A 24261-nucleotide genomic window follows, 5' to 3' on the forward strand; every position below is an offset into this window, starting at 1 on the left:
GCTTCTCATTAACTTTTAATCAGCTTTTCTACCCGTTCGTCTATCGCCGCTTCGGTCATGCCGCCGACAAATATTTCCATAATTTCCCCGTTCGGCTTCACGAAGAAGGTCGTCGGATATTGACGGACGCCGTAGGCTTTCTCCGTCTGGCGGTCGCGGTCGCGAAGAATCGTATAGTCCAAGTCGAACCGTTTGAGGAAATTGCGAATCGTGATGTCGTCCTCGCTCAGATTGATGGCCAGAATGGCCAGCCCTTCCCCTTTCCACTTCTCGTATTGACGCTGGAATTCGGGCATTTCCTTCACGCACGGCGGACAGAAGGTGCCCCAGAAATTGATGACGAGCGGCCGTCCCTCGTAATCCGAAAGCTTGTGAACGCTTCCGTCGACAGCGGCGAGTTCGAAATCAGGCGGCTTGCCGCCGACCCGCGGACCGCCGTCGGACGAAAACAGCGTCTTGCCGATGGCATAACCGCCCAGCAGCAAGACGCAGACCAATATTGCGATTTGTACGGCTTTACGCGTTGTGCCTGTCATCAGCGTTATTCACCACCTGTAACGTTTTGCGCAATAACACCGCAATACGTCCATTATAGCGAACTTGGGCAGCGCGTGGATTTCGGCACCGTTCACTTTTTATGAACTTTATGTGTCTTTCTCGCTTCGTCCAGCAGCTCCTTGACCTCCTGCGGGCTCAGATGGCGAAATTTGCCGCGCGGCAGCCCATGGAGCGTCAATTCGCCGAATTTTACCCGCTTGAGCAAGGTGACGGGATGGCCGATCGCCTCGAACATCCGCCTCACCTGGCGGTTGCGGCCTTCATATATCGTAATCCGGATGGTCGACCTCTTGTTGTCCGGATCGACGTCCTGGTATTCGACCTCGGCCGGAGCCGTCATGCCGTCGTCCAGCATGATGCCTTTCTGCAGCCGCTCGAGCGCCGAGCCGTGAGGGACGCCCTTCACCGTCGCCATATACGTCTTCGCCACATGATGGCGCGGATGGGTGAGCAGGTTGGCGAATTCGCCGTCGTTGGTCAGCAGCAGCAGCCCCTCCGTATCGTAATCGAGCCGCCCGACCGGATATACCCGTTCCTTGATGCCGGGCAAATAATCTTTGACGACCTTGCGCCCCTTGTCGTCCGATGCGCTCGTAATGACGCCCTTCGGCTTGTGCAGCATCAAATACAGCTTCGATTCGCCCCGGATCGGCTTGCCGTTCACCGTCACGACATCCGTCGCCGGATCGGCTTTCATGCCCAGCGTCGTCACGGTTTCGCCGTTCACCTGCACCCGGCCCTCGAGAATGAGCTCCTCGCATTTGCGCCGCGAGGCTACGCCGGCCTGGGCCAGCAGCTTTTGTAAACGTTCCAATGGTTTCACCTCAGTATTCATCATAACCATCCGCTATGAAAATCACAAGCCGCATGACAAAACCGGCCCCTTGGAAGGGACCGGTCATGAAAACGAAACGAATATCCGGCGTTGGGCTCAGCCGAAAACAAGCAGGGAAACGAATGCGGCGGCCAGAAATCCGACAAGATCGGAGAACAGGCCGACCTTCAGGGCGTAGCGGGTTTTCCGGATGCCGACCGCGCCGAAATAAACGGTGAGCACGTACAGGGTCGTATCGGTGCTGCCCTGAATCGTCGAGGCGATCCGACCGATCATCGAATCCGGGCCGTACGCCTTGATCAGATCGGCGGTAAAAGCGAGCGAGCCCGCGCCTGTAATCGGCCGCAGCAGACCGAGCGGCAGCACTTCGCCGGGTATGCCCAGGCTGTCGAACAAAGGCTTCACGGCCTGCACGAGCCAGTCCATCGCGCCGGAGGCGCGGAACATGGCGATCGCGACCATCATTCCGACAAGATGGGGAATAAGCGACACCGCGGTGCCGAAGCCGTCCTTCGCGCCTTCGACGAACGATTCGTACACGGGAACTTTCCGAAAGGCGGCATACAGCGGGATAAAAGCGATGAGCGCCGGGATCGTCCACGCCGATACAACGGTTATCAGCTCGTACACGGCGCCTCACCCGCCTTCCGCAATACCCGAATGGGGTGGCGTTGCTTCTGGGGCAGCTCGGGACGGACGCGGCGGACCGGAAGAAACGGGCGGGCGGGCAGCCCTTCGCCGGAACCAGCGGTCGGCCAGCAATGCGGCGGCGGTCGCGACGGCCGTGGCCGCGATCGTCGTGCCGACGATTTCCGCCGGATTGACGGAGCCGTAAGTCATGCGAATGGCGATGATCGTAGTCGGCACCAGGGTGATGCTCGATGTATTGATCGCCAGCAGCGTGCACATCGCCGGCGTCGCGGTCTCCTTGTCGGGATTCAGCTTCTGCAGCTCCTGCATCGCCTTGATTCCCATCGGCGTCGCGGCGTTGCCGAGACCGAGCAGATTGGCGCTCATATTGGACATGATGTAGCCGATAGCGGGATGATTGCGCGGCACATCGGGAAACAGCAGCCTTACAAACGGTCCCAGAAGCCTTGCGACCTTCTCCGTCAGCCCGGCGTCCTCGCCGATTCGCATGAGTCCCATCCAGAAGACGAGGATGCTGATCAACCCGAAGCTGACGGTTACGCCGCTCTTCGCTCCCTCGAACGCGGCTTCCGTAACGGCATCCATGCGTCCCGTGACGGCGGCGGCGAGCACGCTGATCACGATCATGCCGAGCCATATCCAGTTCACCATACTAGACCGCCTCCCTCCCGCGGAACAAAACGCGAAGCACCGAGGCAAATATACCGGACAATTCACGGCGATCCCGAACGGCCGCGGCCGCGGCGGCTGCCTGTTCCCTGTTTTGGCCGCCGGTCAAGGCGGCTTTCTCCGGCGGCGGCTGCACGGGTTTTACCGGCACCGATCCGATCTTCACATCGTCCAAATAAAACTCCAGCTTGCCCGCGTCACCGAGCACATAGCGCATATCCTCCTTAGTTTGCGGCACCAGACGCGTTGTAACGGCTTGCCGCTCCCCTTCCGCCAGCGGGTAGCGAAACGACCGCGCGACCGACAGTTCATAACCGGCAAGCTTCTGCCCGTTCTCGGCCAGCGCTTCAAGCGGATAGTTCCCGAATCCCCAATCGAGCAGCCGGCGATGATCGGCCCAATCGTCGCCGTCGTTCAGGGTGACGGCGGCCAGCTGTTGTCCGTTCCTTGTGGCCGAGCTCACCAGACAGCGGAAAGCTTGCTTCGTATAGCCGGTTTTCACGCCGTCCGCTCCCTCGTACAGGGCCAGCATTTTATTTTTGTTCGTCCAATTGTAATCCCAGGAATCGTTCGGATTGGGCACCGTCTTGACTCTTGTCTTGACGATATCCCGGAACACGGCGTTTCGCAGCGCATAGGCGGTAAGCTTGGCCATGTCGTTGGCGGACGAATAATGATCGGCGTCATCCAGCCCGTGCGGGTTCGCGAAACGGGTATTCTCGAGACCGAGCAGTTCCGCTTTTTTATTCATCAGGTAAACGAACCCTTCCTCAGAGCCTCCCACATGCTCGGCGATGGCGGTTGCCGCGTCGTTCCCGGAGCGCAGCATAAGTCCGTAAAGCAGATTCTGCAGACTCATTTCCTCGCCGACCTTCAGATAAATGGAGGAGCCCTCCTTCCCCGCAGCCCGCCGGCTTGTCCGGACGGCGTCCGACAGGTTGCCGTGTTCGATCGCGACGATCGCGGTCATAATTTTGGTCAGGCTTGCGATTTTCATTCGCTCATTGCCGCGGCTGCTATAGAGAATCCTGCCCGACTCGACATCGATCAATGCGGCCGCGCGTGCATTCGTCGAGATAGCGGTCGGCGCGGCCGATGCGCCGACGGGCACGAACAGCACCGATGCCAGCAGCCCCGCGGTAAGCCAATACAGTAACGTTCGCCTCATCATGTCCATCCGCCTCCTGTCGCCGCAGTTTACCCGTAGTACGCCGTACCCGACATGTATGATAACAGTATATGCCGCATTCGGCCGGATATGTCCAAGCCCGCTCGGCCGTTTCCCTTCCGCCCAGGCCCGTGTGGAAAAGAAAAAACTGCCCGAGGGCAGTTTCGGCGATGGCTCGGCGCGAGTCAAATAAGCGTGCCGGAGTTGTTGCCGCCGATGCCGCTGACGCCCGTATTCGTACCGGCTGCGCCCGTCGCGCCTGCGGTTGTGCCCGCCGTGGCCGTAGTGCCCATCGTGCCGGCTCCGGTTAATCCGCCGGTTCCGTTTGTTTGGAACATCGTCGACGTTCCGGGGTTTGCTCCGCCTTTGATCATCGATTGAAGCTTGTCCACCACTTTCGGGGCGGAGTCGATCATCCGTTCCCACAGATGCGTCGAATTATCCAGCGAGACGATTTTGACGCCGTGCGAGCCGACGACAAGAAACGCGATCGGCGTAATCGATACGCCGCCGCCGCTGCCGCCGCCGAAAGGCAGTGAAACCGAGGCGTTATGCTCTTCAATCACCGCGCTCGTTCCCGAGCTGCCGTCGAAGCGGATATCGCTGCCGCCGGCCACAAAGCCGAAACCGACCTTCGAGATCGGCATGATGACGCTGCCGTCCGGCGTTTGTACCGGATCGCCGACGATCGTATTGACGTCAACCATCTCTTTTATGCTTTCCATTGCCGTTTCCATCAGCCCTTGAATCGGGTGTTCATTCATCATGTCGTTTCGGCCTCCTGTATGATCGTAATTCTGCGCTTTTAGCTTGCCCAGCCAGCAAAATGTTATGCTTTAGGCGCTTCGCGGCTGCATGTCTTTCAATAGACGGAACCAGCCGGTCACCCCTCCCTTCTCTTTGCCGGCATGAATCAGCAGCCTGATCCCCATGGCAGCGACCGCGGACACACGAATTCGGGCTCTGTAATGCAGTTCGGTCGAGAACGCCGTCGCGTTAAACAACGGAATGACCTCCAGTTGAGGCGATGCTTGCAGCCGGACAAGCTGCGACAGCACCCCGAGCACGGACGTCTTGACGGACCATGCCAACCCGGTCGTCATGGCGGTCGACACGGCATCCCCCGTTCCGACGGTCGTTGTCCAGCGCCATTCCTTCATCCGGATACTGCAAAGCATCCGCTTAACGACGTCGGACAGATCTCGGGTGAAACGCAGCATGTCGCGCGTCTTTTCGAAAAGTTTCTTGGCGGCTTGGGCATCCACCGATTCCGCGGCGGACGAAGCCAGCTTCTCGCCGAGCGTATTTCCGCTCCGTTCCGACTGCAGCTTAACGCTCGTCCCCTGAAAGCGGGCGAAGGGGATGACGAGGCGGTACCTTATAATGCCCCAAAGGACCGTTACGTCGAGCTGCATGTAATCGTCCCGGCCTTTACGGCTTACGTGGCCCGTCAGTGAGATGTCGGATAGGGCGACAGCCAAAAGCAGCAAAAAAAAGAGACCTGCGGCCGTCCACCCGAATAGCACGCCTCCAAGCACGGCTGTTCACCCCGCTTTCCTGAAGTTGACGCTATTAGTATGGCTTGGCGCACAAATCTCATGCGAACGAATTTAACGTACGGATGCCTTAACCATTATCACGGATAGGAAGATTGCCGACTAATCCTTGTATTCGTCGAGCGTAATCTGCACACTGTCCAGCTTCTCGAACAGCATCTGGGTCTGCTCCTCCAGCAGCGCCTGCTCGTCCACGGACGACGGCTCGGGCAGCGCTTCGAGACCGGCAAGCCCGAAATAATCGAGGAACGATTTTGTCGTACCGTACAGAATCGGCCGGCCGATCGCCTCCGCGCGCCCGACCTCCTCGATCAGATCCTTGTTCACCAGCGAGTGCAGCGCGCGTTCGCTTTTCACGCCGCGAATTTCCTCGATCTCGACGCGTGTGATCGGCTGCCGGTAAGCGACGATAGCGAGCGTCTCAAGCGCGGCCTGCGACAGGCTTTGCCGTCCCGGCGAATACGCCATCCGCTCGAAATAGACCGCGTGCTCGGGCGCCGTCGTGAACCGGTAGGCTCCGGCCACCTCCGCGATGCGGATGCCGCGCCCGCCGGCCGCCATCTCGCTTCGCATTTCCTCGACCGCATCTTTGACAAGACCCGGGTCGGTCTCCGTAATTTCGGCGAGCTGTTTGACGCCGATCCCCTCGTCCCCCGCCATGAACAGCAGGCCTTCAATAATCGACTTCAAGCTCGGAAAGTCCACCTTCTAACGCGTCCCCTTTCCAATGGATGACGATATCGTCAAACAACCGGTGTTGAAAGCATTGGATCTGCTTCATCTTCATCAGCTCGAGAATCGCAAGAAACGTGACGACGATCTCCTGCCTGTCCATCTCCTGCCGAATCAGCTTTGAGAAGCGGACCATCTCATTGTCCTTGAGCAAATCGACGATATCCCGAATCCGGTCCTTGACCGAAATTTCGTCGCGCTTGACCGTTGACACGATGTTGCGGCGGGCCGCCTTGCGAAGAGCCTTCTGGAACGCCGCGATCAGATCGTTCACATGGAGTCCCTTCACCGGATTGGCGGGCACGGAAGGCATGAACCGCGTCAAATCCTCCGGTTCCTTGGTGAACACCAGCCCCCGCTCCGTCTCAAGGCCCCGCAGCTGCTCGGCAATGAGCTTGAATTTGCGGTATTCGACCAGCTTCTGAATAAGCTCGTCCCGCGGGTCAAGCCCGTCGTCGCCCCATTCATCCGTCAGGTCATCCTCGATGACCGGCGGCTTGGGCAGCAGCTGCTTGCTCTTCATCGCCAGCAGCGTGGCGGCCATCACGAGAAATTCGCTCGTCAATTCCAGCTCGAGCTCCTGCATCGCGCCCAGATAGGCCATGTATTGGTCGGTTATTTCACTGACGGAAATGTCGTGGATGTCGATTTCAGCCTTATCGATGAGATGCAGCAGCAAATCCAGCGGACCTTCGAACGTTTCCAGCTTGTAATGCACCGTCACGCAAACTTCCTCCCAGAATTTCTCGTTTTAGCCTTTGAGCGCGCTTGTCAGGTTCGCCATCTCGATGGCGGATACGGCCGCTTCCCAGCCTTTGTTGCCGGCTTTCGTCCCGGCCCGCTCGACCGCCTGCTCGATCGAATCCGTCGTAAGCACGCCGAAAATCGTCGGCACGCCCGTCTTCAATGCGATCGCCGCCACGCCCTTCGCCGCTTCATTGCAAACATAATCGAAGTGCGGCGTCGACCCGCGAATGACCGCGCCGAGCGTAACGACCGCGTCGTATTTGCCGCTCTCCGCCATTTTCTGGGCGATGAACGGAATCTCGAAAGCGCCGGGAACCCAGGCGATCTCCACCTCGTCCTCGCCCGCGCCGTGACGCTTGAACGCGTCGAGCGCGCCGCTCAGCAGCTTGCCGGTAATAAACTCGTTGAACCGTCCGACGACGACCCCGTATTTCAAGCCTTGCGATACCAAATTGCCTTCGTATATTTTCGCCATGTTTATCTCATCCTTTATATCGGTTTGTAGGTTTAGTCGTTGAAATCGAGCAAATGGCCGAGCTTCGACTGCTTGGTGTGCAAATAATCCGCGTTATCCTCGTTCTCCTGCATTTGCAGCGGCACCCGCTCGACAACCTCGATGCCGTAGCCTTCAAGCCCTTTGATCTTGCGCGGGTTGTTCGTCAACAGCCGCATCTTGCGCACGCCGATATCCTTCAAAATCTGGGCGCCGATGCCGTAATCGCGCAGGTCGGGCTTGAACCCCAATTGAATATTCGCGTCAACCGTGTCGAATCCCTGCTCCTGAAGGGCGTAAGCCTTCAGCTTGTTGATCAGGCCGATGCCGCGCCCTTCCTGGCGCATGTACAGCAGCACGCCGTTGCCGGCCTCGTCGATCTGCCGCAGCGCGGCGTCAAGCTGCGGCCCGCAGTCGCAGCGGTGCGAGTGAAACACGTCGCCGGTCAGGCATTCGGAGTGGACACGAACCAGCGTCGGCGTCTTCTCGTCGATCTGTCCTTTCACGAGCGCCACATGCTCCTTGCCGTCCACCACATTCGTATAAGCCACCGCCCGGAACACGCCGTAGTCCGTCGGCATCTTGACGTCGACCGCCCGCTCGACGAGCTTTTCCTTTTCATTCCGGTAGCGGATCAAATCCTGGATCGTGATCAGCTTCAAACCGTGTTTCTCGCGGAATTTCATCAGATCCGGCAGGCGGGCCATCGTCCCGTCCTCGTTGATCACCTCGCAAATGACGGCCGCCGGGTAGGAGCCGCACATCCGGGCCAGATCGACGGCCGCTTCGGTGTGGCCCGCCCTGCGCAGCACGCCGCCTCTTTTGGCGATCAGCGGGAAAATATGGCCGGGGCGCCGAAAATCGGACGGCCCCGTCTTCGGATCGATCATCGCCTTCACGGTCTGCGAACGCTCAAACGCCGATATGCCGGTCGTCGTCGACACGTGGTCGACCGATACCGTGAACGCGGTGCCGTGGTAATCCGTATTATGATTCACCATCGGCGGCAGGTCCAGCTGATCGGCTCGCTCCTGCGAGATCGGCACGCACACCAGGCCGCGCGCTTCGGTGATCATGAAATTGATCACCTCGGGGGTCGCCTTGTCGGCAAGCGCGATCAGGTCTCCCTCGTTCTCCCGGTCCTCGTCGTCCACGACGATGACCGACTTGCCGAGAATCAGATCGTAGATGGCGTCTTCGATCGCATCGAAATTTTCCGTCGGTTTCATTCGTGCTCCCTCCCTGTCCTTATCTATGTCGATTGTTCACATAAAACCGTTATCCGTGAGAAAAGCGGCGGTCAATCCGCCCCGCCCGGCGGCTTCGTCCGCGTCCGCTCGGGGCCCGCAGCGGAGCAGGTGCTCCACATATTTGCCCAAAATATCGCACTCGACGTTGACCGACGCGCCCGCCTGCTTGTACTGCAGCGCCGTCTCCCGCAGCGTATGCGGGATGATCGACACCCCGAACGTTTCGCCGTCGGTGCGGGCGACCGTCAGGCTGACGCCGTCGATCGTAACGGAGCCGTGCGGCACGATATAACGCATGAACGCCGGATCGGCCAGCCGGAAATCGAACCGGACGGCGTTCTCCTCCCGTTTGCGCGACACGATGTCCGCGGTGCCGTCCGCGTGTCCCTGCACGATATGGCCGCCGAACCGCCCGCCCGCCGCCATCGCGCGCTCCAGATTGACCGGATCGCCCGGCTTCAGATCCTTCAGATTGGAGTGGCGGAACGTTTGCGGCGTCACATCCATTGTGAACGACTGACGGTCGAACGACGTGACCGTCAGGCAGACGCCGTTAATCGCGATGCTGTCGCCAAGCTTCACGCCGGCAAGCACGAGCGAAGCTTCAACGTCCAGCACCAGGGCTTCGCCCTGCCGCCCGACACGGCGCAGCTTGCCGACTTCCTCTACCAGTCCCGTAAACATATCGGTTCATCTCCTCCCTTGCGGCCGCCCAAGCACGCCGCCGGCGCCCGCCTTCAGCCGCCATATACCGGATAGCCGGCAATGCAGATGTCTTCGCCGTAAGTTTCCACGGTCACCCTGTCGAGGCGGACGGCGTCCGCCATCCGCGCAAAGCCTCCGAAATCGAACAGGCCGGGTGCTTCCGGTCCGCCGATGATCTTGGCGGCATAGAACAGAACGGCTTTGTCGATGAGGCCCGCCTCCAGCATGGCGCCGTTCAAGCGTCCGCCTCCCTCGAGCAAGACGGATGAAATTTCCCGTTCGCCCAGCCGGCGCATGGCCAGCTTCAAATCGATGCGCTCGCCGCTTCCGCACGCCAGCACTTGGACGCCGGCCGCTTCCAGCGCTTGGATGCGTTCCGGATCGGCGCTTTCCGTCGTCAGCACAATGGTCGGCGCCAATCCGTCGCTGAGCAGCCTGGCCGTGAGCGGGAGCCGCAGCTTCGCGTCCGTTACGATTCGGACCGGATCGATGCCGGGCACGGGCAGCCTCGTCGTCAAGGACGGATCGTCCGCCAGCACCGTGCCCGCGCCGACCATGATCGCTTGATGCGTGTGCCTCAGCGCATGGACGGCCGCCCGCGCCGCTTCCCCCGTCACCCAGCGGCTGTCCCCCGTCCTGGACGCGATGCGGCCGTCCAGCGTCGAGGCGGTTTTCAAGGTCACGAACGGCAGGCCTGTCGTAATATATTTCTCGAACGCCTCATTCAGCTTGCGGGATTCCGCCTCCAGCACGCCCGACGTCACCTCGATGCCGTGCGCCCTAAGCTTCGCAATCCCTCTCCCGGAAACCTGCGGATTCGGATCGGTCGCCGCGACGACGACGCGCGCGGCCCGCGCGGCCGCGATCCGGTCCGCGCAGGGCGGCGTTTTTCCGTAATGGCTGCAAGGCTCGAGCGTCACATACACGGTCGACCCTTCCGCCTCTTCTCCCGCCATGTTCAGCGCATGCACCTCGGCATGGCCGGTGCCCCGCTTCAGGTGGCTGCCCACCCCGACGATCCGGCCGTCCTTGACGATGACGCAGCCGACTACCGGATTGATGCCGGTCTGGCCCGACGCCTTGGAGGCAAGCTCCACGGCAAGCCGCATATAGTACTCATCGTTAATCGGTTCGATCAAAGCAAACAACCCCCGTGGGAATGCTTCCCTCGGGGGCCGGAACGAGAATATGGAACGGATGGCTTCGGCAACCCGAAACAAGCCTGCATGCCTTTGTGAAAAAAAGAACAAAGACAGCGAGCGTCGCCCATTTTGCCGGCCGGACCGTTTCCTTCTCCCATCCAGACTATACTGTCGGTCCCGGAATTGCACCGGGTCCACCGTTTCCGCCGCGCATGACCGTCAAGCGATGCCTGCTTCGGACAAAACCGGGTCACGGACTGACGCGCTGCGGGAAATCGGCTTTACGCCGCCGCATTGCGATCACCGCCGGTAGGGAATTTCACCCAACCCCGAAGGAAAGACAACCATTTATTTAATTTCCGCCGATGCTTGTTTCGTTCATTCGCCCGCGGTCAATGCTTTATCGCAAATCCGCGCTGCGATTGATTTGAATAGTATCACCGCAAAATGAAAAAAGCAAGGATTTTCATTCTTCCTGCTCCGCTATTTTGTCATATCGGATCGGATTGTGAAACCTTCATCGGCGTACAATCGTCAAAAAGCCGGATTCCCGCTAGTGTCGGGAATCCGGCGATTATTCGTCCGGAAGACGCCGTTATACTTCGACGACTTCCACTTTCTCCATCACTTCGCGGCCTTGGAACGCGTCTACATGCTCCATGCCTTTGACGACTTTGCCGAACACCGTATGCTGGCCGTCCAGGTGCGGCTGCGGCTGGTAGCAAATATAAAATTGGCTGCCTCCCGTATTGCGGCCGGCATGGGCCATCGCCAGCGTGCCGCGCTCGTGCTTGTTCGGGTTGATTTCACAGTTGATCGTGTACCCCGGACCGCCGGTGCCGGTGCCTTTCGGGCACCCGCCCTGCGCGACGAAGCCCGGAATGACGCGGTGGTAGTTCAGACCGTTATAGAAGCCCTCGTTCGCCAGCTTCTCGAAATTGGCTACCGTATTGGGCGCGTCCTTCTCGAACAAATCGATTACGATTTCCGCGCCGTTCTGCATTTTGATTTTCGCTTGCTTTGCCATGTAGGGCGATTCAACTCCTTGCCGTTTTTACCCATGATACTATAAACCCTGCCGAAGCGCAAAAAGGCGCCCGAAGCAAAAGGACGAAGGAGCGCTGAGCCCCTTCGTCCCGTTATCGACTCGCTTACTTTGCGGCGCCGGATTTCTGCAGCCTTGCGGGAATGACGTCGTTGACGACGATGTCGTCGAGCGACTCGCGCTTGACGGCAAGAGACGCTTCGCCGTCCTTCACGAATACGACGGCCGGACGGCGGATCCGGTTGTAGTTGCTTGCCATGGCGTAGTTGTAGGCGCCCGTGCAGAACACAGCGAGCAGGTCGCCCGTCCGCACCTTCGGCAGTTCCAGATCCCAGATCAGCATGTCGCCGCTCTCGCAGCACTTGCCGGCGATCGAAACGCTCTCTTCCTTCGGATCGTTGGCGCGGTTGGCCAGAATCGCCTCGTATTTCGAATCGTACAGCGCGGGACGCGGATTGTCCGTCATGCCGCCGTCAACGGCGACATATTTGCGCACGCCCGGAATGTCCTTGCTTGTCCCGACGGTGTACAGGGTGGTGCCGGCATCGCCGACCATGCTGCGGCCCGGCTCGACCCAAATCTCGGGCAGCGGAAACTTCGCTTCGGTGAAATGGGCAATGATCGCATCGGTGATCGCTTTGACGTAGGTCGCGATCGGCAGCGGCGCATCTGCTTCGGTATAGCGGATGCCGAACCCGCCGCCCAGGTTGATGACCTGGAAGGTCAGGCCGAGCTCGTCCCGGACTTGCACCGCGAACGCCGCCACTCTGTCCACCGCCATGCGGAAGCCTTCGACCTCGAAAATCTGCGAGCCGATATGCGAATGCACGCCCAGCACGTTGAGGTTCGCGAGCGCAATCGCCTGCTTGATGCCCTCGTACGCCGCGCCGTTGCCGAGATCGAAGCCGAATTTGGAATCCGTCTGGCCGGTCGAAATGAATTCGTGCGTGTGCGCCTCCACGCCCGGGGTGATCCGGAGCAGCACGTTAACCTTTATGCCTTTGTCCCCGGCGAGCGCGTTCAGCAGGTGCAGCTCAACGAAGTTGTCCACGACAAAGCAGCCGATGTCGGCGTCGAGCGCCATGTTGATTTCGTCCGGCGTCTTGTTGTTGCCGTGGAAATGAATGCGCTGCGACGGAAAGCCGGCTTTCAGCGCAGTGTAAAGCTCGCCGTCGGAAACGACGTCAAGCGACAGATTCTCCTGCTCGGCGATGGCGCACATCGCCATGACGCTGAACGCCTTGCTGGCGTAAGCGACCTGGAATTTCAGGCCGGAAGCGCGGAACGCCTCCACATATTCGCGGGCGCGCTGGCGGACAAGCGCCTCGTCCACAATATAAAGCGGCGTGCCGAATTCCGCCGCCAGACCGGACACGTCGCAGCCGCCGATCTCGAGATGACCTTTGGCGTTGATTTTGCTGGTACCATGTAAGTACATCGATTTACCCCTCTGCTTTCCTGGAAAAAGTCCAAATGGATTTGCATCATTTGTACTTCAGTATACCTCATAGAGGGGAGAGGAGAAATGGATAAATTCGCAAATCATTTGTATTTGCGCGCAGTCTACCTATGGTCGGGCAGCTTGTCCGGCTGCCTCGGCTTCAGCAGGCTCGGCCGCTTGCGCTGCTGAAGGAACGGCGGCCGGATCATGACGGCGGCCATCGCTTTCGGGTTAAACGGAATGAACGGCCATAAATACGGGCGGTTAAACGACCTTTCCATGGATAGCAGCACGACGAGCAGCGTACAGCCGACCACAAAGCCCGGCACCTTAAAGGCGGCGACGGCCAGAATGAGCACAAGCCGCACGATCCGGTTGGCCAATCCGAGCTCGTAATTCGGCGTGGCGAACATGCCGATCGCCGCGATGGCCATATACAGGATGACCTCGTTGATAAACAGCCCCGTCTCCACCGCGATGTCGCCGATCAGGATCGCCGCGATGAGCGACATGGCTGTCGCGAGCGGCGTCGGCGTGTGCACCGCGGCCATGCGCATCAGGTCGACCCCGGCCTCCACCAGCAGAAATTGCAGCAGCAGCGGGATCCTTCCGGCATCGGTCGGCCCGATGAAGCTGAGCGCCGGCGGCAGCAGATCGGGCTGCAGCACATAGAGAAACCATAGCGGCAGCAGGAAAAGCGAGATCAGAATTCCGGCATAGCGGACGAGCCGCAAATAGCTTCCGATGAAAGGCGTTTGCCGGTTCTCTTCCGCGTGCTGCATCAAATCGAAGAGCGTGGTCGGCAAAATCATGACGCTCGGCGTCGTATCCGTCATCACTGCGACATGCCCGTTGAGCAGATGGGACGCGACCACATCGGGGCGCTCGGAGTAACGGACTAGCGGAAACGGGTTCCAGCCCCGCTTCACGGTCGCCTCCTCGAGCTGCTTGTCCGCCAGCGGCAGGCCGTCGGTTTTCACCGCTCTAATCTTTTCCCTGATCGAATCGACCAGCTGCTTGTCCGCGATATCGGCAATATACGCGATGCAAACGTCGGTTTGCGTCCGTTTCCCCACCTTGAGCACCTCGTACCGCAGCTCCTTGTCCCGCAGCCGTCTGCGCACAAGCGAGACGTTCACCATCAACGTTTCGACGAAGCCGTCCCGGCTGCCGCGCACGACGCGCTCGGTCGTCGGCTCGTCCGGGCCCCTGGACGGGAAGCTTTTGGCGTCGATGACCAGCGCCGCGCCCTCATGCTCGACATAGAAAGCCGTGGAACCCGACAGCACGGCGTCCAGCATGGCGTCGAAGTCCGTTTCTTTCATCACCTGGGATGCGGGGACAAAATGCTCCAGAAAAGCGTGCAGCGCATCGGCCGAAACCTGGTCCGGATTCAGGTAGGTCAGCCGCTTCAGCACTTCCGTAAGGACGGACCCATTCGATAGCCCGTTCATGAAAAGCATGGCGGTGCGGCGGTCGCCGAACGTCATCTCGCGCAGCACCACGTCGAAGCTGACGTCGAGGCCGACCTCGTCCTTCAGCAAGCTGCGGAAATGCTCCAGCTTGGACGGAATCGGGCGGGCTTCTTCCTTTTGAGAAACTTCCACATGAAGCCGGGAGCGCATAAAAGGCTCGGTTTCCGTCAGGCGCTGCGGTTCATTGCCGTCCTGGCCGGCCGGGGCGCCGGCAGGCATCTCCGTTGTTTCCCCGTGCTCTTCATTCCATTCGTTCATCTCGTTTCCTCCGTATGCGGTGCGGTTTCACACCGTTATCGATGGAAGACCAGCCAGTCGAACAACGAGCCGGTTACCTTCCCGAGCACCATGGCCAGCACCAGGCCTTTCAAATATTCCGACAAGCGCAGCCGTTTCGCCATAATCGGCAGAACGTTCACTACTTCGGTGAGCGCAGCGGCCAGCATGCCGACGAAAATGCCGTCGAACAATCCGACCGCGGGCAGCATCACGTACTGCGGCAAACTCATCGTCCAATCGAAAAAATCGGCAAATGTCCAGTATACGGCCCCGACGACAATCGCCGTCTCGAACCAGAACGATTTGCGGTAAGCGCGGGCCAGCTGCGCCAGCCTGGGAATCAGGTCCAGAATGACAAGCAGGGCGACAAGACCGCTTCCGACCGCCACGCCGCCGGACAAGCCGACCAGCACAACGGCCGAATGAGCCAGCAGCTCAAGCATCCGGATCGCCCCTTTTGTGGTGTGCTCCCTTCAGCTTTCTCATTTCGTCGGCAATCACGTAGGCGTTCACATTTTCCTGGTACAGGTACAGCTCGACCTCCAGCGGATTCGGCTCCTCATTCAATCGTTTGCGGAACAGATGGTTGAAGAACACGACCATGCCGAGCCCGACCCCGATCGAATAGGGTACCTGGAACCAGAACGGATGCTCCTTCTTCTCGCCGGTGATCAGCTCCGTAATCCGGATATGCACCTCGTTCATGCTGACATCCGCGTGAAAATTCATGATGGCCAGACCGGCGCCGAAAAACAGCAGCAGCCATGCGAAAATGAGCACGGCCAGGTTGGCCTTCACCGGCTTCGAATCGACCGTGACGAGCACCTGGGGATCGCCGAAATATTCGACGTTGAGGCCGGGCTCGACCTCCGTGACCGCCCTGACGACGTGCAGCATGTCGATCACGACGCGATTGCCGTCATCGGGATGGTGACGGTATATTTCAACTCCGGCAAGCCTCCGCTCAAGGTCGCCCCCGGCAAGCAGCCGCGCCGCCGCGCCGAGCCTGACGGTACCGCCGGGCGGCAGCGGAATCCGTTTGCGGAGCCTTAAATACAACGTTCCCGGATGCGGTTCGTTCATGCGCGATCATCCCTTTGTTGGCGCTTTTTCCCGGTTAGTATGAGGAGCGAAAATTGAATCTATGCAAAAAGACCGCATCGCCGGATGCGGTCGCCATCGTTCCATCCAAGCGGCGCAAAAGGACCGGATCGCGCTATTGCGCAATCTGGTCCTTGATCGTCTGCAATATTTTTTTCTCCAGCCTGGACACCTGCACCTGCGATATGCCGAGCCGGGAAGCGACCTCGGACTGCGTCTGATCCCGGTAATACCGCAAGTAAACGATAAGCCGCTCGCGCTCCGACAGCGTTTCGATCGCTTCGTTCAGCGTCAGCTTGTCGAACCACTTCTCCTGGTTGTCGTCCGCGATCTGGTCCATCAGCGTGATCGGATCCCCGTCGTTCTCGAACACTGTTTCGTGAATCGAAGCCGGCGGTTTATTCGCTTCCTGCGCGAAAACGACGTCCTCCGGGCGGATGCCGAGGCTTTCGGCGACCTCGCCGACCGTCGGAAGCCGGCCCAGCTCCTTCGACAGCTCGTCCTTCGTCTTCCGCACCTTGTTGGCAAGCTCCTTCAGCGACCGGCTCACTTTGAGCGTGCCGTCATCGCGGAGAAACCGCTGGATTTCGCCGATAATCATCGGCACCGCGTAAGTGGAAAACTTGACGTCGTAGGAGAGGTCGAATTTGTCGACCGACTTCAGCAGGCCGATGCAGCCGATCTGGAACAGATCCTCCGGCTCGTACCCCCGGTTGATGAATCGCTGCACGACGGACCATACGAGCCGGATATTGCCGTTCACCAGCTTATCCCTCGCACTCGTCTCTCCGGATTGGCTTAGGGCGATCAATCGTTTCACTTCCGCGTCATCCAAAAACGGCTGCGAGTTTTGTTTCAAATCGGCTTCCATGAGGCCCAACCCCTACCCGCTTAGTTATAAAGCGCCTTTTTGGATTCAATTCGCTTGAACATGACGATCTGCGTCCCTTTGCCCGGCTCGCTTGTCACCTCAAACGAGTCCATGAAATTTTCCATGATCGTAAAGCCCATGCCCGAGCGCTCCATATCCGGCTTGGATGTATACAGCGGCTGACGGGCCAGCTCCAGATCCTCGATTCCGCTGCCCTCGTCCTTCACCATGATCGACACCGTATCGCCTTCGATTCGCGATTCAATCGTGACGGTTCCGTTCGGATCGCCGTTATAGCCGTGGATGATCGCATTCGTGACCGCTTCCGAGACCGCCGTCTTCAAATCGTTAAGCTCCTCCATCGTCGGATCCAGCTGGGACACGAAGGCGGCGACGGCGATCCGGGCAAACGCCTCATTCTCGGAACGGCTGGCAAAGGTGAGCGACATCTGATTCGAATCGTTCATGATACGACCTCCAGGCTCGTGAGCGCGGAGCGCTCGTTATCGTATATCGCCAAAATCTTGAACAGACCCGACAGCTCGAACAGCCTGTAAACGGCCGGATTGACGTCGCAAACCACCATTTTGCCGCCGCGCGACTTCAGCAGCTTATATCGCCCGAGAATAACCCCAAGTCCCGAGCTGTCCATAAACAGCAAATCCTTCAGGCTGAGAATAATATGATCGGCGCCTCCCCTCAGGATCGCCTCCTCCATCTGCTGCCGAACCGAATCGGCCGTATGATGGTCGAGCTCGCCGATCAGCCTGACGATCAGCACGTTGCGGTAATGCTCCAGTTCCACCTGCAAACGCATCTTCTGTTCACTCCTCCCCTCGGATAGAACAGTGTTTTCTACGCCGCGAGGGCGCAATCCTGCCTCCCGACAAAACTAGAACCACGTTGCTAGAAGCCGACACAAACCGCGCTGCCGGCCGCCGGGCGCTTATCCCCTCGGATCAGGTGAAAAGCTCCGCCGTCGTCCGTTTGAACAGCGTCCACCAGCCGGCTCTGCCGATCGTCTGCGGCGATTGCACGTCGAATTCGGCGAGCACCTTGTCCTCCTGGAGAACGATCAGCTTTCCGATCTTTTGCCCTTGCTGCACGGGCGCCTTCAGCGGGGCGTCCAGCCGGAACTCATGGCGGATGTCGGTCTTTTTCGCTCCGCGTTTCATCATCACGCTGTAAGGGTACGAAGCGGTCAGCTTGAGCTCGGCTACCTTCCCCTTGGCGACAGGAACCGTTCCGATCACGTCTCCCTCTTTGAAAATCGGCACATTCGTATATTGCGCGAACGCGTAGTCGAACATCTGCGACACCTCGGCGTTGCGCGTTTTCGTATTCGGCTCGCCCATCACGACCGCAATGATCCGGAACTGGTCGCGGACGGCCGTGGCGGACAAGCAGAACTTCGCTTCGCTCGTATAGCCCGTCTTCAGCCCGTCGGCGCCGGAATAGAACCGGACGAGCTTATTGGTGTTCACCAGCCAGAACGGCTTCTCGCTGTCCTTGCGGAGATAGTCCTGATAGAGGCCGGTATATGCCGTGATCTCACGATACTTCAACAGCTCCTTCGACATGATCGCGATATCGCGGGCAGAGGAATAATGATCGGGGGCGGGAAGACCGTTCGCATTGGCGAAACGGGTGTTTTTCAGACCGAGCTCCTGCGCCTTCTCGTTCATCATCCGCACGAACTCCTGCTCGGTGCCCGCGATTTTCTCGGCCAGGGCGACAGAGGCGTCGTTGCCGGAGGCAAGCGCGATCCCCTTGAGCAAGTCCTGCACCGTCATTTCTTCTCCCGGCTCGAGGAAAATTTGCGATCCGCCCATGGACGCGGCGTATTCACTGGTCGCTACCTTGTCGGTCAGCTTAAGCCTGCCTTCGTCGAGCGCCTCCATGACCAGCAGCATCGTCATGATTTTCGTAATGCTGGCGGGAGGCAGCCGCTCATAGCTGTTTTTCTCGAAAATAATCGTCCCGCTGTCGGCGTCCATCAGAATGGCCGAACGCGCCGACGGCGCGAGGTCGACGTTCTCGGCTTGCCCTTGCTTGGGCTGCTGCCCCGCCTGCGGCTTGGCCGGTTCCTCCAGCGCGAATGCCGGATTCGTGCCGGCCAATAAGACTGTACATGCAAGCAGGCTTGCAAGCTTCCATTTCTTCATTGCGTGTCCCCTCCGGTAAAATAGAATGGCGGCTGCGGAGCCTGTCCAGGCCGCACCAAGGCTAGCTTCTTTCCTTCAGTATCGCCGGGGACGATGAAAATTATTCCAGTCTTTGCGCGAAAAAAAGAAACCCCGCAAGAAGGTTTGAGGCCTTCCTCCAAGGTCCGGATCGATTCGCGGTTCGGCCGTCTATAGGCTGCGCCCCGGTTTCTTGATACTCCACCCTTCTCCGGCGCGCGTATCATTCCTCATTCCACCCATTCCTCCTGCACCGCGCACCACTCTTCTCCTCCACGCATTCCTCACGCATTCCTCCGGCAACCATTTACCTTTCTCCTCTTCATCTCCCGATAGCGAACAAAGTACACTAATAAGAAACGGATTTCTTTAGTCAACGTCGGTTTGTTGCAGTCAGGCTTAAATAATGAACTTTGTTCTCTACTAGCGAAAAGAAGTTCTCTAATAGAGAATTTGGTTCATTAACCTGCCTATTCTCGCTCCCCAGCGATTTTTAGCGAAATAACTTCCCTATTAAGGAACTGATTTCCCTAACCGTGCTGCATTTCAGATAATCGGCGTAGCTTTTCACGCATAGCGACCCATGTGGCTCGACTCGCCGCGCCTTGCAGCGCCGCAACGTACGACGGTAACCGCGCGCCGCTTTCAAAGGAACGACAAAGAGCCGCCGGCGAGGTTTCCCTCGCCGGCGGTACATTCCGCCCCTCGCAGATTCGTTGCCTGCACAGATTCGTTAGCAAGTTAGCACGATCGCTATACGAACCGCTCGATGCCGTCCTTCGTCACAACCGACAGCACGAGCGACCGCCCGGCCGGCGCCTCCGGCCCGATCTCGAACGCCTCGCGCACCTCGGCGGCAACCTCGGCCGCCGCACCGGCGTCGGCCCGGGCGTGCAGCATGGCGATCACATCGCCGGACCGCACGGCGTCGCCGATCTTGCGGCTCAGCACGACGCCGACCGCGTGATCGATCGCCTCTTCCTTCGTCGCGCGGCCGGCCCCGAGCCGCATCGCGGCGATGCCGAGCTTCTCCGCATCGATGCGCCGGACATAGCCCTCCGCTTCGGCGCGCACCTCCATGAGCGCAGCGGCTTGCGGCAGCAGCCGCGGATCATCGACCGCTCCGACATCCCCGCCCTGGGCCGCAACGAACGCCCGAAACTTGGCGAACGCCTCTCCGCCGGACAGCTTCGCTTCCAGCAATGCCCGCGCCTCTTCGACCGTCTTCGCCTGCCCGCCGAGCACGACCATATGGGACGCCAGCGTCAGGCACAGCGATGTGAGATCCTCCGGTCCGCGACCCTGAAGCGTCTCGACAGCCTCCGCCACTTCCAGAGCGTTGCCGATAGCAAAGCCGAGCGGCTGGTCCATGTCGCTGATGACGGCAGCCGTCTGCCTGCCGACCTCCGTGCCGATCGCAACCATGGCCTCGGCCAGTCTCTCGGCGTCCTCCACCGTCTTCATGAACGCGCCGCCGCCCGCCTTCACGTCAAGCACGATGGCGTCGGCGCCGGCCGCGATTTTCTTGCTCATGACCGAGCTTGCGATCAGCGGCACCGATTCAACGGTAGCCGTCACGTCCCGCAGCGCGTACAGCTTTTTGTCGGCAGGCGCCATGTCTCCGCTCTGACCCACGACCGCGAGACCGGTTTCGTTCACCTGACGGATAAAGGCTTCGCGGGCCAGCTCCGTCCGGAAGCCGGGGATCGACTCGAGCTTGTCGACCGTCCCGCCGGTATGTCCGAGCCCGCGGCCGGACATCTTCGCGACCGGCACGCCTGCAGCCGCCACCAAAGGGGCGACGATCAGCGTCGTTTTGTCGCCGACGCCGCCGGTGCTGTGCTTGTCGACCTTGATGCCGTCGATCGCCGACAAATCAAGCGTGTCGCCGGAGTTCGCCATCGCCGTCGTCAATTCCGCCGTTTCCTCCGCTGTCATCCCCTGAAAGAAAACGGCCATCGCCCAGGCCGACATCTGATAATCCGGCACGGCCCCGGAGCAATAACCGTTTACGATAAAAGCGATCTCGGAAGCGGTGAGCGTCTCTCCGTTCCGCTTCCGCTGAATAATGTCAACCGCACGCATAAAAGGGGCCCCCTGCTACGATTTTTTCCGCCGTGCCGCCTTCGCCCGCTTCTCTACCTGCACCCGCAGAATCAGTTCGTCGAGGGATTGGCTCAAATGCAGCACTTCTTGATGAAGGATATTGTTTTTTGTCGCTGCAGCGATCATTTTGCCCCGCAAACGCTCCACTTGTACGAGTAGCTGCTTGTCCATCTCTTCACTCCACGTCAGATTTCAGATTACACAGGACATTATACGACGGACGGAGCACAAAGGATGTCAGATTAGGTCGGCATAATTGTTACAATTGTGTTACAACCCGGGACGATCTGGTACTACAGCGCCGGAATCACGCCCAATACGAGTCCCAGGAAACGGGACTTGACGCGCTCCGTCGTCTCGATGACCTCATCATGCGACAGCGGCTGGTCCAAAATGCCCGAAGCCATGTTGCTGATGCACGATATGCCGAGCACCTCGAGGCCCGAATGCCGCGCCGCGATCACCTCGGCGACCGTCGACATGCCTACCGCGTCCGCTCCCATCGTCCGCATCATGCGGATTTCGGCCGGCGTCTCGTAGGACGGGCCCAGCACGCCGACATATATGCCCTCGCGCAGCGCAAAGCCCTGCTCCTCCGCCGTTTTCCTAGCCGCGGCGCGCAAGCGCCGGCTGTAAGCCTCCGACATGTCGGGAAAACGGGGGCCGAGCTCCGCTTCGTTCGGTCCGATCAGCGGGTTTCGCCCTTGCAGATTGATATGGTCGCTGATCAGCATCAAATCCCCCGGCTCGAAGGACGTGTTGATTCCGCCGGCCGCATTGGTAACGACAAGCTTGCCTGCTCCGAGCGCTTTCATGACGCGCACCGGAAAAGCGGTCAATTCGGGAGCGTAGCCCTCATACATGTGGAACCGGCCGCGCATCAGCACGACCTGACGGCCCGCCAGCCTGCCGATCAGCAGCTCGCCGGCATGCCCTTCGACCGTGGAGAGAGGAAAATGCGGGATAGCCTCATAGGGAATCGTGACCGCGTCGGTCACATGGTCGCCCAGAATGCCGAGACCCGAGCCCATGATCAGCCCGATCCCGGGCGCGGCGCCGGATGTGCGGGACCGGATAAAATCCGCGGCCTCGCGAATGTGAAAGGCTTGCATCGCATTCATATTCATTCCTCCGTTTGCTTTATCGTTCAATCAGCAGTTCAGGCAAAAAGCTGCGGCCGTTCGGCGGCGCGGCCACGCCGAAATTGGCGGCGAGCGAGGCCGCTATATCGGCGAACGTCGGCCGAATGCCCAGCGGACGTCCCTTGAGAAGCGGGTTGTAAACAAGCAGCGGCACATACTCCCGCGTATGGTCGGTGCCCGCGTGCACCGGATCGTTGCCGTGATCGGCCGTTACGATCAATAAATCGTCCGGGCCGGTCCTCGCTTTCAGCTCCGGCAGCGCCCGGTCGAATTGCTCCAGCGCCTTGGCGTAGCCCGCCGGATCGCGCCGATGGCCGTACAGCGAATCGAAGTCGACGAGATTCGTGAACAGCAGCCCGACGAACGATTCGCCCATCAGCTCGATCGTCCGGCGTATGCCGTCCTCGTTGCTTTTGGTCGGATACGACCTGCCGATGCCCTCGCCGCTGAAAATATCGTTGATCTTGCCGACGGAAACGACATCGAAGCCTCCGTCCGAAAGCGCGTTAAGAACGGTCGGCGCGGGCGGCTTGACCGCGTAATCGTGGCGGTTCGGCGTCCGTTTGAACGCGCCGGGTCCGCCTATGTAAGGACGCGCGATGACTCTTCCGACCGCGTAAGGCTCCTTCAGGGTGAGCTCGCGGGCGATTTCGCAGGCGCGGTACAGCTCCTCGAGCGGAATGATCTCTTCATGGGCCGCGATCTGAAAAACGCTGTCCGCGGACGTGTACACGATCCACGCCCCGGTTTCCATCTGCTCCTTGCCGAGCTCGTCCAGAATCTCGGTGCCGCTCGCTGGCTTGTTGCCGATCACCCGGCGTCCCGTCCGCTCCGCAAAAGCGCCGATGAGCTCCGGCGGAAAGCCGTCCGGGAACGTCCGGAACGGCACGGTAACGCGCAGGCCCGCAATTTCCCAATGGCCCGTCATCGTATCCTTGCCTACGGACGCTTCGGCCATTTTGCCGTAAGAAGCCTCAGGCTCTTCCGCGGGGTGCCAGTCCCCGATCCGGGCGATATTCGCCAGCCCCAGACGGCGCAGCTCCGGCAGATCGATCCCTTCGACCGATTCGGCGATATGGCCCAGCGTATGGGCGCCCCGGTCGCCGAACGCGGGGGCGTCCGGCATTTCGCCGATGCCGACGCTGTCGAGCACAATTAACGCGACGCGTTTGAAGCGCATCTGCCCCACCTCCGAATATTCGTACGGATCATCGTTGCCTATTTGGCGCGCGGATGCGTGCGATCGTATACGTCCTTCATCCGCGGCTTCATAACCTGGGAATAAATTTGCGTCGTCGAAATGTCCGCATGACCCAGCATCTCCTGCACGGATCTCAAATCCGCGCCGTTCTCAAGCAAATGGGCCGCGAACGAGTGACGGAGGGTATGCGGCGTGATCTCTTTCGTAATGCCGGACTCGCGCGCGTATTTTTTGATGATTTTCCAGAAGCCCTGCCGCGTCATCCGGGTTCCCAAATGGTTCAGGAACAGTCCACTCTCCTTGCGGCCCGGCTTCGCGTAATGTTCGCGCGCCGACGACAAATACAACGCCACCGCCGCCTGCGCCAATCGGCCGATCGGAACGATCCGCTCTTTCCCGCCTGCGCCGGTGCAGCGGATAAACCCCATCTCCGGGTTCACATGGTCGCTGTCGAGCGAAATGAGCTCGCTGACGCGAATGCCCGTCGCATACAGCAGCTCCAGCATCGCCCGGTCCCTCAAGCCGCCCGGCGTATCGGAAGGAGGCGATGCCAGCAAACGTTCCACCTCGCCCTTCGTCATGACGTGCGGAAGCTTTTTCTCCTGCTTGGGCGCCGACATATGGGCCGCCGGATCGTTCGCCGTCACCCGTTCGTTCACCAGATACTTGAAGAAAGCCCGGATCGAAGACACGCTTCGGGAAATCGTCGCCACCGCGCGCCCATTTTGCTTCAAATACAGCAAATAAGCGGCGATGTGATGCTTTTCGATCTGCTCCGGCGCCTTCAGCCCCTGCCTGGCCCCATAGGCGATAAACATCGACAGATCGCGCTCGTACGACTCGACCGTCGAGCGGGACATCGCGCGCTCCTGCGATAAAAAACGGACGAATTGCTGCAGTCGTTCCTTCAT

At 59.8% G+C, this 24261-nt stretch carries 27 protein-coding genes and 1 riboswitch; all 27 genes read right to left on the bottom strand.

Going from position 1 to position 24261, the window contains the following annotated elements; genetic code table 11:
- Positions 1–8: 8 nt before the first annotated feature.
- Positions 9–536 carry a redoxin domain-containing protein gene (locus RWM61_RS04295; RefSeq protein ID WP_313997769.1) on the bottom strand — a complete coding sequence of 176 codons (528 nt, stop codon included), beginning with the start codon at positions 534–536 and terminating at the stop codon, positions 9–11.
- 92 nt (positions 537–628) lie between these two features.
- Positions 629–1372, bottom strand: coding sequence for a pseudouridine synthase (locus RWM61_RS04300; RefSeq protein ID WP_313997771.1), 744 nt, complete (start codon positions 1370–1372; stop codon positions 629–631).
- A 117-nt stretch (positions 1373–1489) separates the two neighbouring features.
- A complete protein-coding gene (locus RWM61_RS04305; protein ID WP_313997773.1) occupies positions 1490–2023 on the bottom strand; it encodes a spore maturation protein in 534 nt (177 codons plus the stop codon).
- Positions 2024–2029: 6 nt separating this feature from the next.
- On the bottom strand, positions 2030–2695 hold the full coding sequence (locus tag RWM61_RS04310) for a nucleoside recognition domain-containing protein (RefSeq protein WP_313997775.1): 666 nt from the start codon (positions 2693–2695) through the stop codon (positions 2030–2032).
- 1 nt (position 2696) lies between these two features.
- Positions 2697–3881 (bottom strand): D-alanyl-D-alanine carboxypeptidase family protein, encoded by a 1185-nt coding sequence (locus tag RWM61_RS04315; protein ID WP_313997956.1) that lies wholly within the window; start codon positions 3879–3881, stop codon positions 2697–2699.
- A gap of 185 nt (positions 3882–4066) precedes the next feature.
- A complete protein-coding gene (gene ytfJ / locus RWM61_RS04320) occupies positions 4067–4645 on the bottom strand; it encodes a GerW family sporulation protein (protein ID WP_399537905.1) in 579 nt (192 codons plus the stop codon).
- A 72-nt stretch (positions 4646–4717) separates the two neighbouring features.
- Positions 4718–5371, bottom strand: coding sequence for a DUF2953 domain-containing protein (locus tag RWM61_RS04325; protein ID WP_313997778.1), 654 nt, complete (start codon positions 5369–5371; stop codon positions 4718–4720).
- 168 nt (positions 5372–5539) lie between these two features.
- Positions 5540–6142, bottom strand: a complete 603-nt coding sequence (gene scpB / locus RWM61_RS04330; RefSeq protein ID WP_313997781.1) for an SMC-Scp complex subunit ScpB — start codon at positions 6140–6142, stop codon at positions 5540–5542.
- Positions 6111–6893 carry a segregation/condensation protein A gene (locus RWM61_RS04335; RefSeq protein WP_313997783.1) on the bottom strand — a complete coding sequence of 261 codons (783 nt, stop codon included), beginning with the start codon at positions 6891–6893 and terminating at the stop codon, positions 6111–6113. Before RWM61_RS04335 ends, scpB begins: the two co-directional genes overlap by 32 nt.
- Positions 6894–6920: 27 nt before the next feature.
- Entirely contained in the window at positions 6921–7391 is a 471-nt protein-coding gene (ribE, locus tag RWM61_RS04340) for a 6,7-dimethyl-8-ribityllumazine synthase (RefSeq protein ID WP_313997786.1), read from the bottom strand.
- Between the two features lie 32 nt (positions 7392–7423).
- The gene (locus tag RWM61_RS04345) at positions 7424–8638 is read right to left on the bottom strand and encodes a bifunctional 3,4-dihydroxy-2-butanone-4-phosphate synthase/GTP cyclohydrolase II (protein ID WP_313997788.1); all 1215 of its coding nucleotides are present in this window, start codon (positions 8636–8638) and stop codon (positions 7424–7426) included.
- A 36-nt stretch (positions 8639–8674) separates the two neighbouring features.
- A complete protein-coding gene (ribE, locus tag RWM61_RS04350; protein ID WP_313997790.1) occupies positions 8675–9343 on the bottom strand; it encodes a riboflavin synthase in 669 nt (222 codons plus the stop codon).
- A 53-nt stretch (positions 9344–9396) separates the two neighbouring features.
- Positions 9397–10500: a bifunctional diaminohydroxyphosphoribosylaminopyrimidine deaminase/5-amino-6-(5-phosphoribosylamino)uracil reductase RibD gene (gene ribD / locus RWM61_RS04355; protein WP_313997958.1), complete on the bottom strand. Its 1104-nt coding sequence runs from the start codon at positions 10498–10500 to the stop codon at positions 9397–9399.
- Between the two features lie 148 nt (positions 10501–10648).
- Positions 10649–10847, bottom strand: a riboswitch (FMN riboswitch).
- A 254-nt stretch (positions 10848–11101) separates the two neighbouring features.
- Positions 11102–11533, bottom strand: a complete 432-nt coding sequence (locus tag RWM61_RS04360; protein WP_313997792.1) for a peptidylprolyl isomerase — start codon at positions 11531–11533, stop codon at positions 11102–11104.
- A gap of 124 nt (positions 11534–11657) precedes the next feature.
- A complete protein-coding gene (gene lysA, locus RWM61_RS04365) occupies positions 11658–12989 on the bottom strand; it encodes a diaminopimelate decarboxylase (protein ID WP_313997794.1) in 1332 nt (443 codons plus the stop codon).
- 125 nt (positions 12990–13114) lie between these two features.
- Positions 13115–14725, bottom strand: coding sequence for a spore germination protein (locus RWM61_RS04370; protein ID WP_313997796.1), 1611 nt, complete (start codon positions 14723–14725; stop codon positions 13115–13117).
- 35 nt (positions 14726–14760) lie between these two features.
- Positions 14761–15189, bottom strand: a complete 429-nt coding sequence (locus RWM61_RS04375) for a stage V sporulation protein AB (protein WP_313997798.1) — start codon at positions 15187–15189, stop codon at positions 14761–14763.
- Positions 15182–15829 carry a stage V sporulation protein AA gene (locus RWM61_RS04380; RefSeq protein WP_313997800.1) on the bottom strand — a complete coding sequence of 216 codons (648 nt, stop codon included), beginning with the start codon at positions 15827–15829 and terminating at the stop codon, positions 15182–15184. Before RWM61_RS04380 ends, RWM61_RS04375 begins: the two co-directional genes overlap by 8 nt.
- A 133-nt stretch (positions 15830–15962) precedes the next feature.
- Positions 15963–16718, bottom strand: a complete 756-nt coding sequence (sigF, locus tag RWM61_RS04385) for an RNA polymerase sporulation sigma factor SigF (RefSeq protein ID WP_313997802.1) — start codon at positions 16716–16718, stop codon at positions 15963–15965.
- A gap of 20 nt (positions 16719–16738) precedes the next feature.
- Positions 16739–17185 carry an anti-sigma F factor gene (gene spoIIAB, locus RWM61_RS04390; RefSeq protein ID WP_313997804.1) on the bottom strand — a complete coding sequence of 149 codons (447 nt, stop codon included), beginning with the start codon at positions 17183–17185 and terminating at the stop codon, positions 16739–16741.
- On the bottom strand, positions 17182–17535 hold the full coding sequence (gene spoIIAA / locus RWM61_RS04395) for an anti-sigma F factor antagonist (protein ID WP_313997806.1): 354 nt from the start codon (positions 17533–17535) through the stop codon (positions 17182–17184). Before spoIIAA ends, spoIIAB begins: the two co-directional genes overlap by 4 nt.
- A gap of 142 nt (positions 17536–17677) precedes the next feature.
- Entirely contained in the window at positions 17678–18883 is a 1206-nt protein-coding gene (locus RWM61_RS04400; RefSeq protein ID WP_313997808.1) for a D-alanyl-D-alanine carboxypeptidase family protein, read from the bottom strand.
- Positions 18884–19654: 771 nt separating this feature from the next.
- A complete protein-coding gene (locus RWM61_RS04405) occupies positions 19655–20986 on the bottom strand; it encodes a pyrimidine-nucleoside phosphorylase (RefSeq protein WP_313997810.1) in 1332 nt (443 codons plus the stop codon).
- A 15-nt stretch (positions 20987–21001) separates the two neighbouring features.
- Entirely contained in the window at positions 21002–21178 is a 177-nt protein-coding gene (locus RWM61_RS04410) for an aspartyl-phosphate phosphatase Spo0E family protein (RefSeq protein WP_313997813.1), read from the bottom strand.
- Positions 21179–21300: 122 nt separating this feature from the next.
- The gene (locus RWM61_RS04415) at positions 21301–22119 is read right to left on the bottom strand and encodes a purine-nucleoside phosphorylase (protein ID WP_399537907.1); all 819 of its coding nucleotides are present in this window, start codon (positions 22117–22119) and stop codon (positions 21301–21303) included.
- Between the two features lie 28 nt (positions 22120–22147).
- On the bottom strand, positions 22148–23329 hold the full coding sequence (gene deoB / locus RWM61_RS04420; RefSeq protein ID WP_313997818.1) for a phosphopentomutase: 1182 nt from the start codon (positions 23327–23329) through the stop codon (positions 22148–22150).
- Between the two features lie 38 nt (positions 23330–23367).
- A complete protein-coding gene (gene xerD / locus RWM61_RS04425) occupies positions 23368–24261 on the bottom strand; it encodes a site-specific tyrosine recombinase XerD (RefSeq protein WP_313997960.1) in 894 nt (297 codons plus the stop codon).

Source organism: uncultured Paenibacillus sp., from assembly GCF_963515335.1.
In the GTDB taxonomy this organism is placed as follows: Bacteria; Bacillota; Bacilli; order Paenibacillales; family Paenibacillaceae; genus Paenibacillus_I.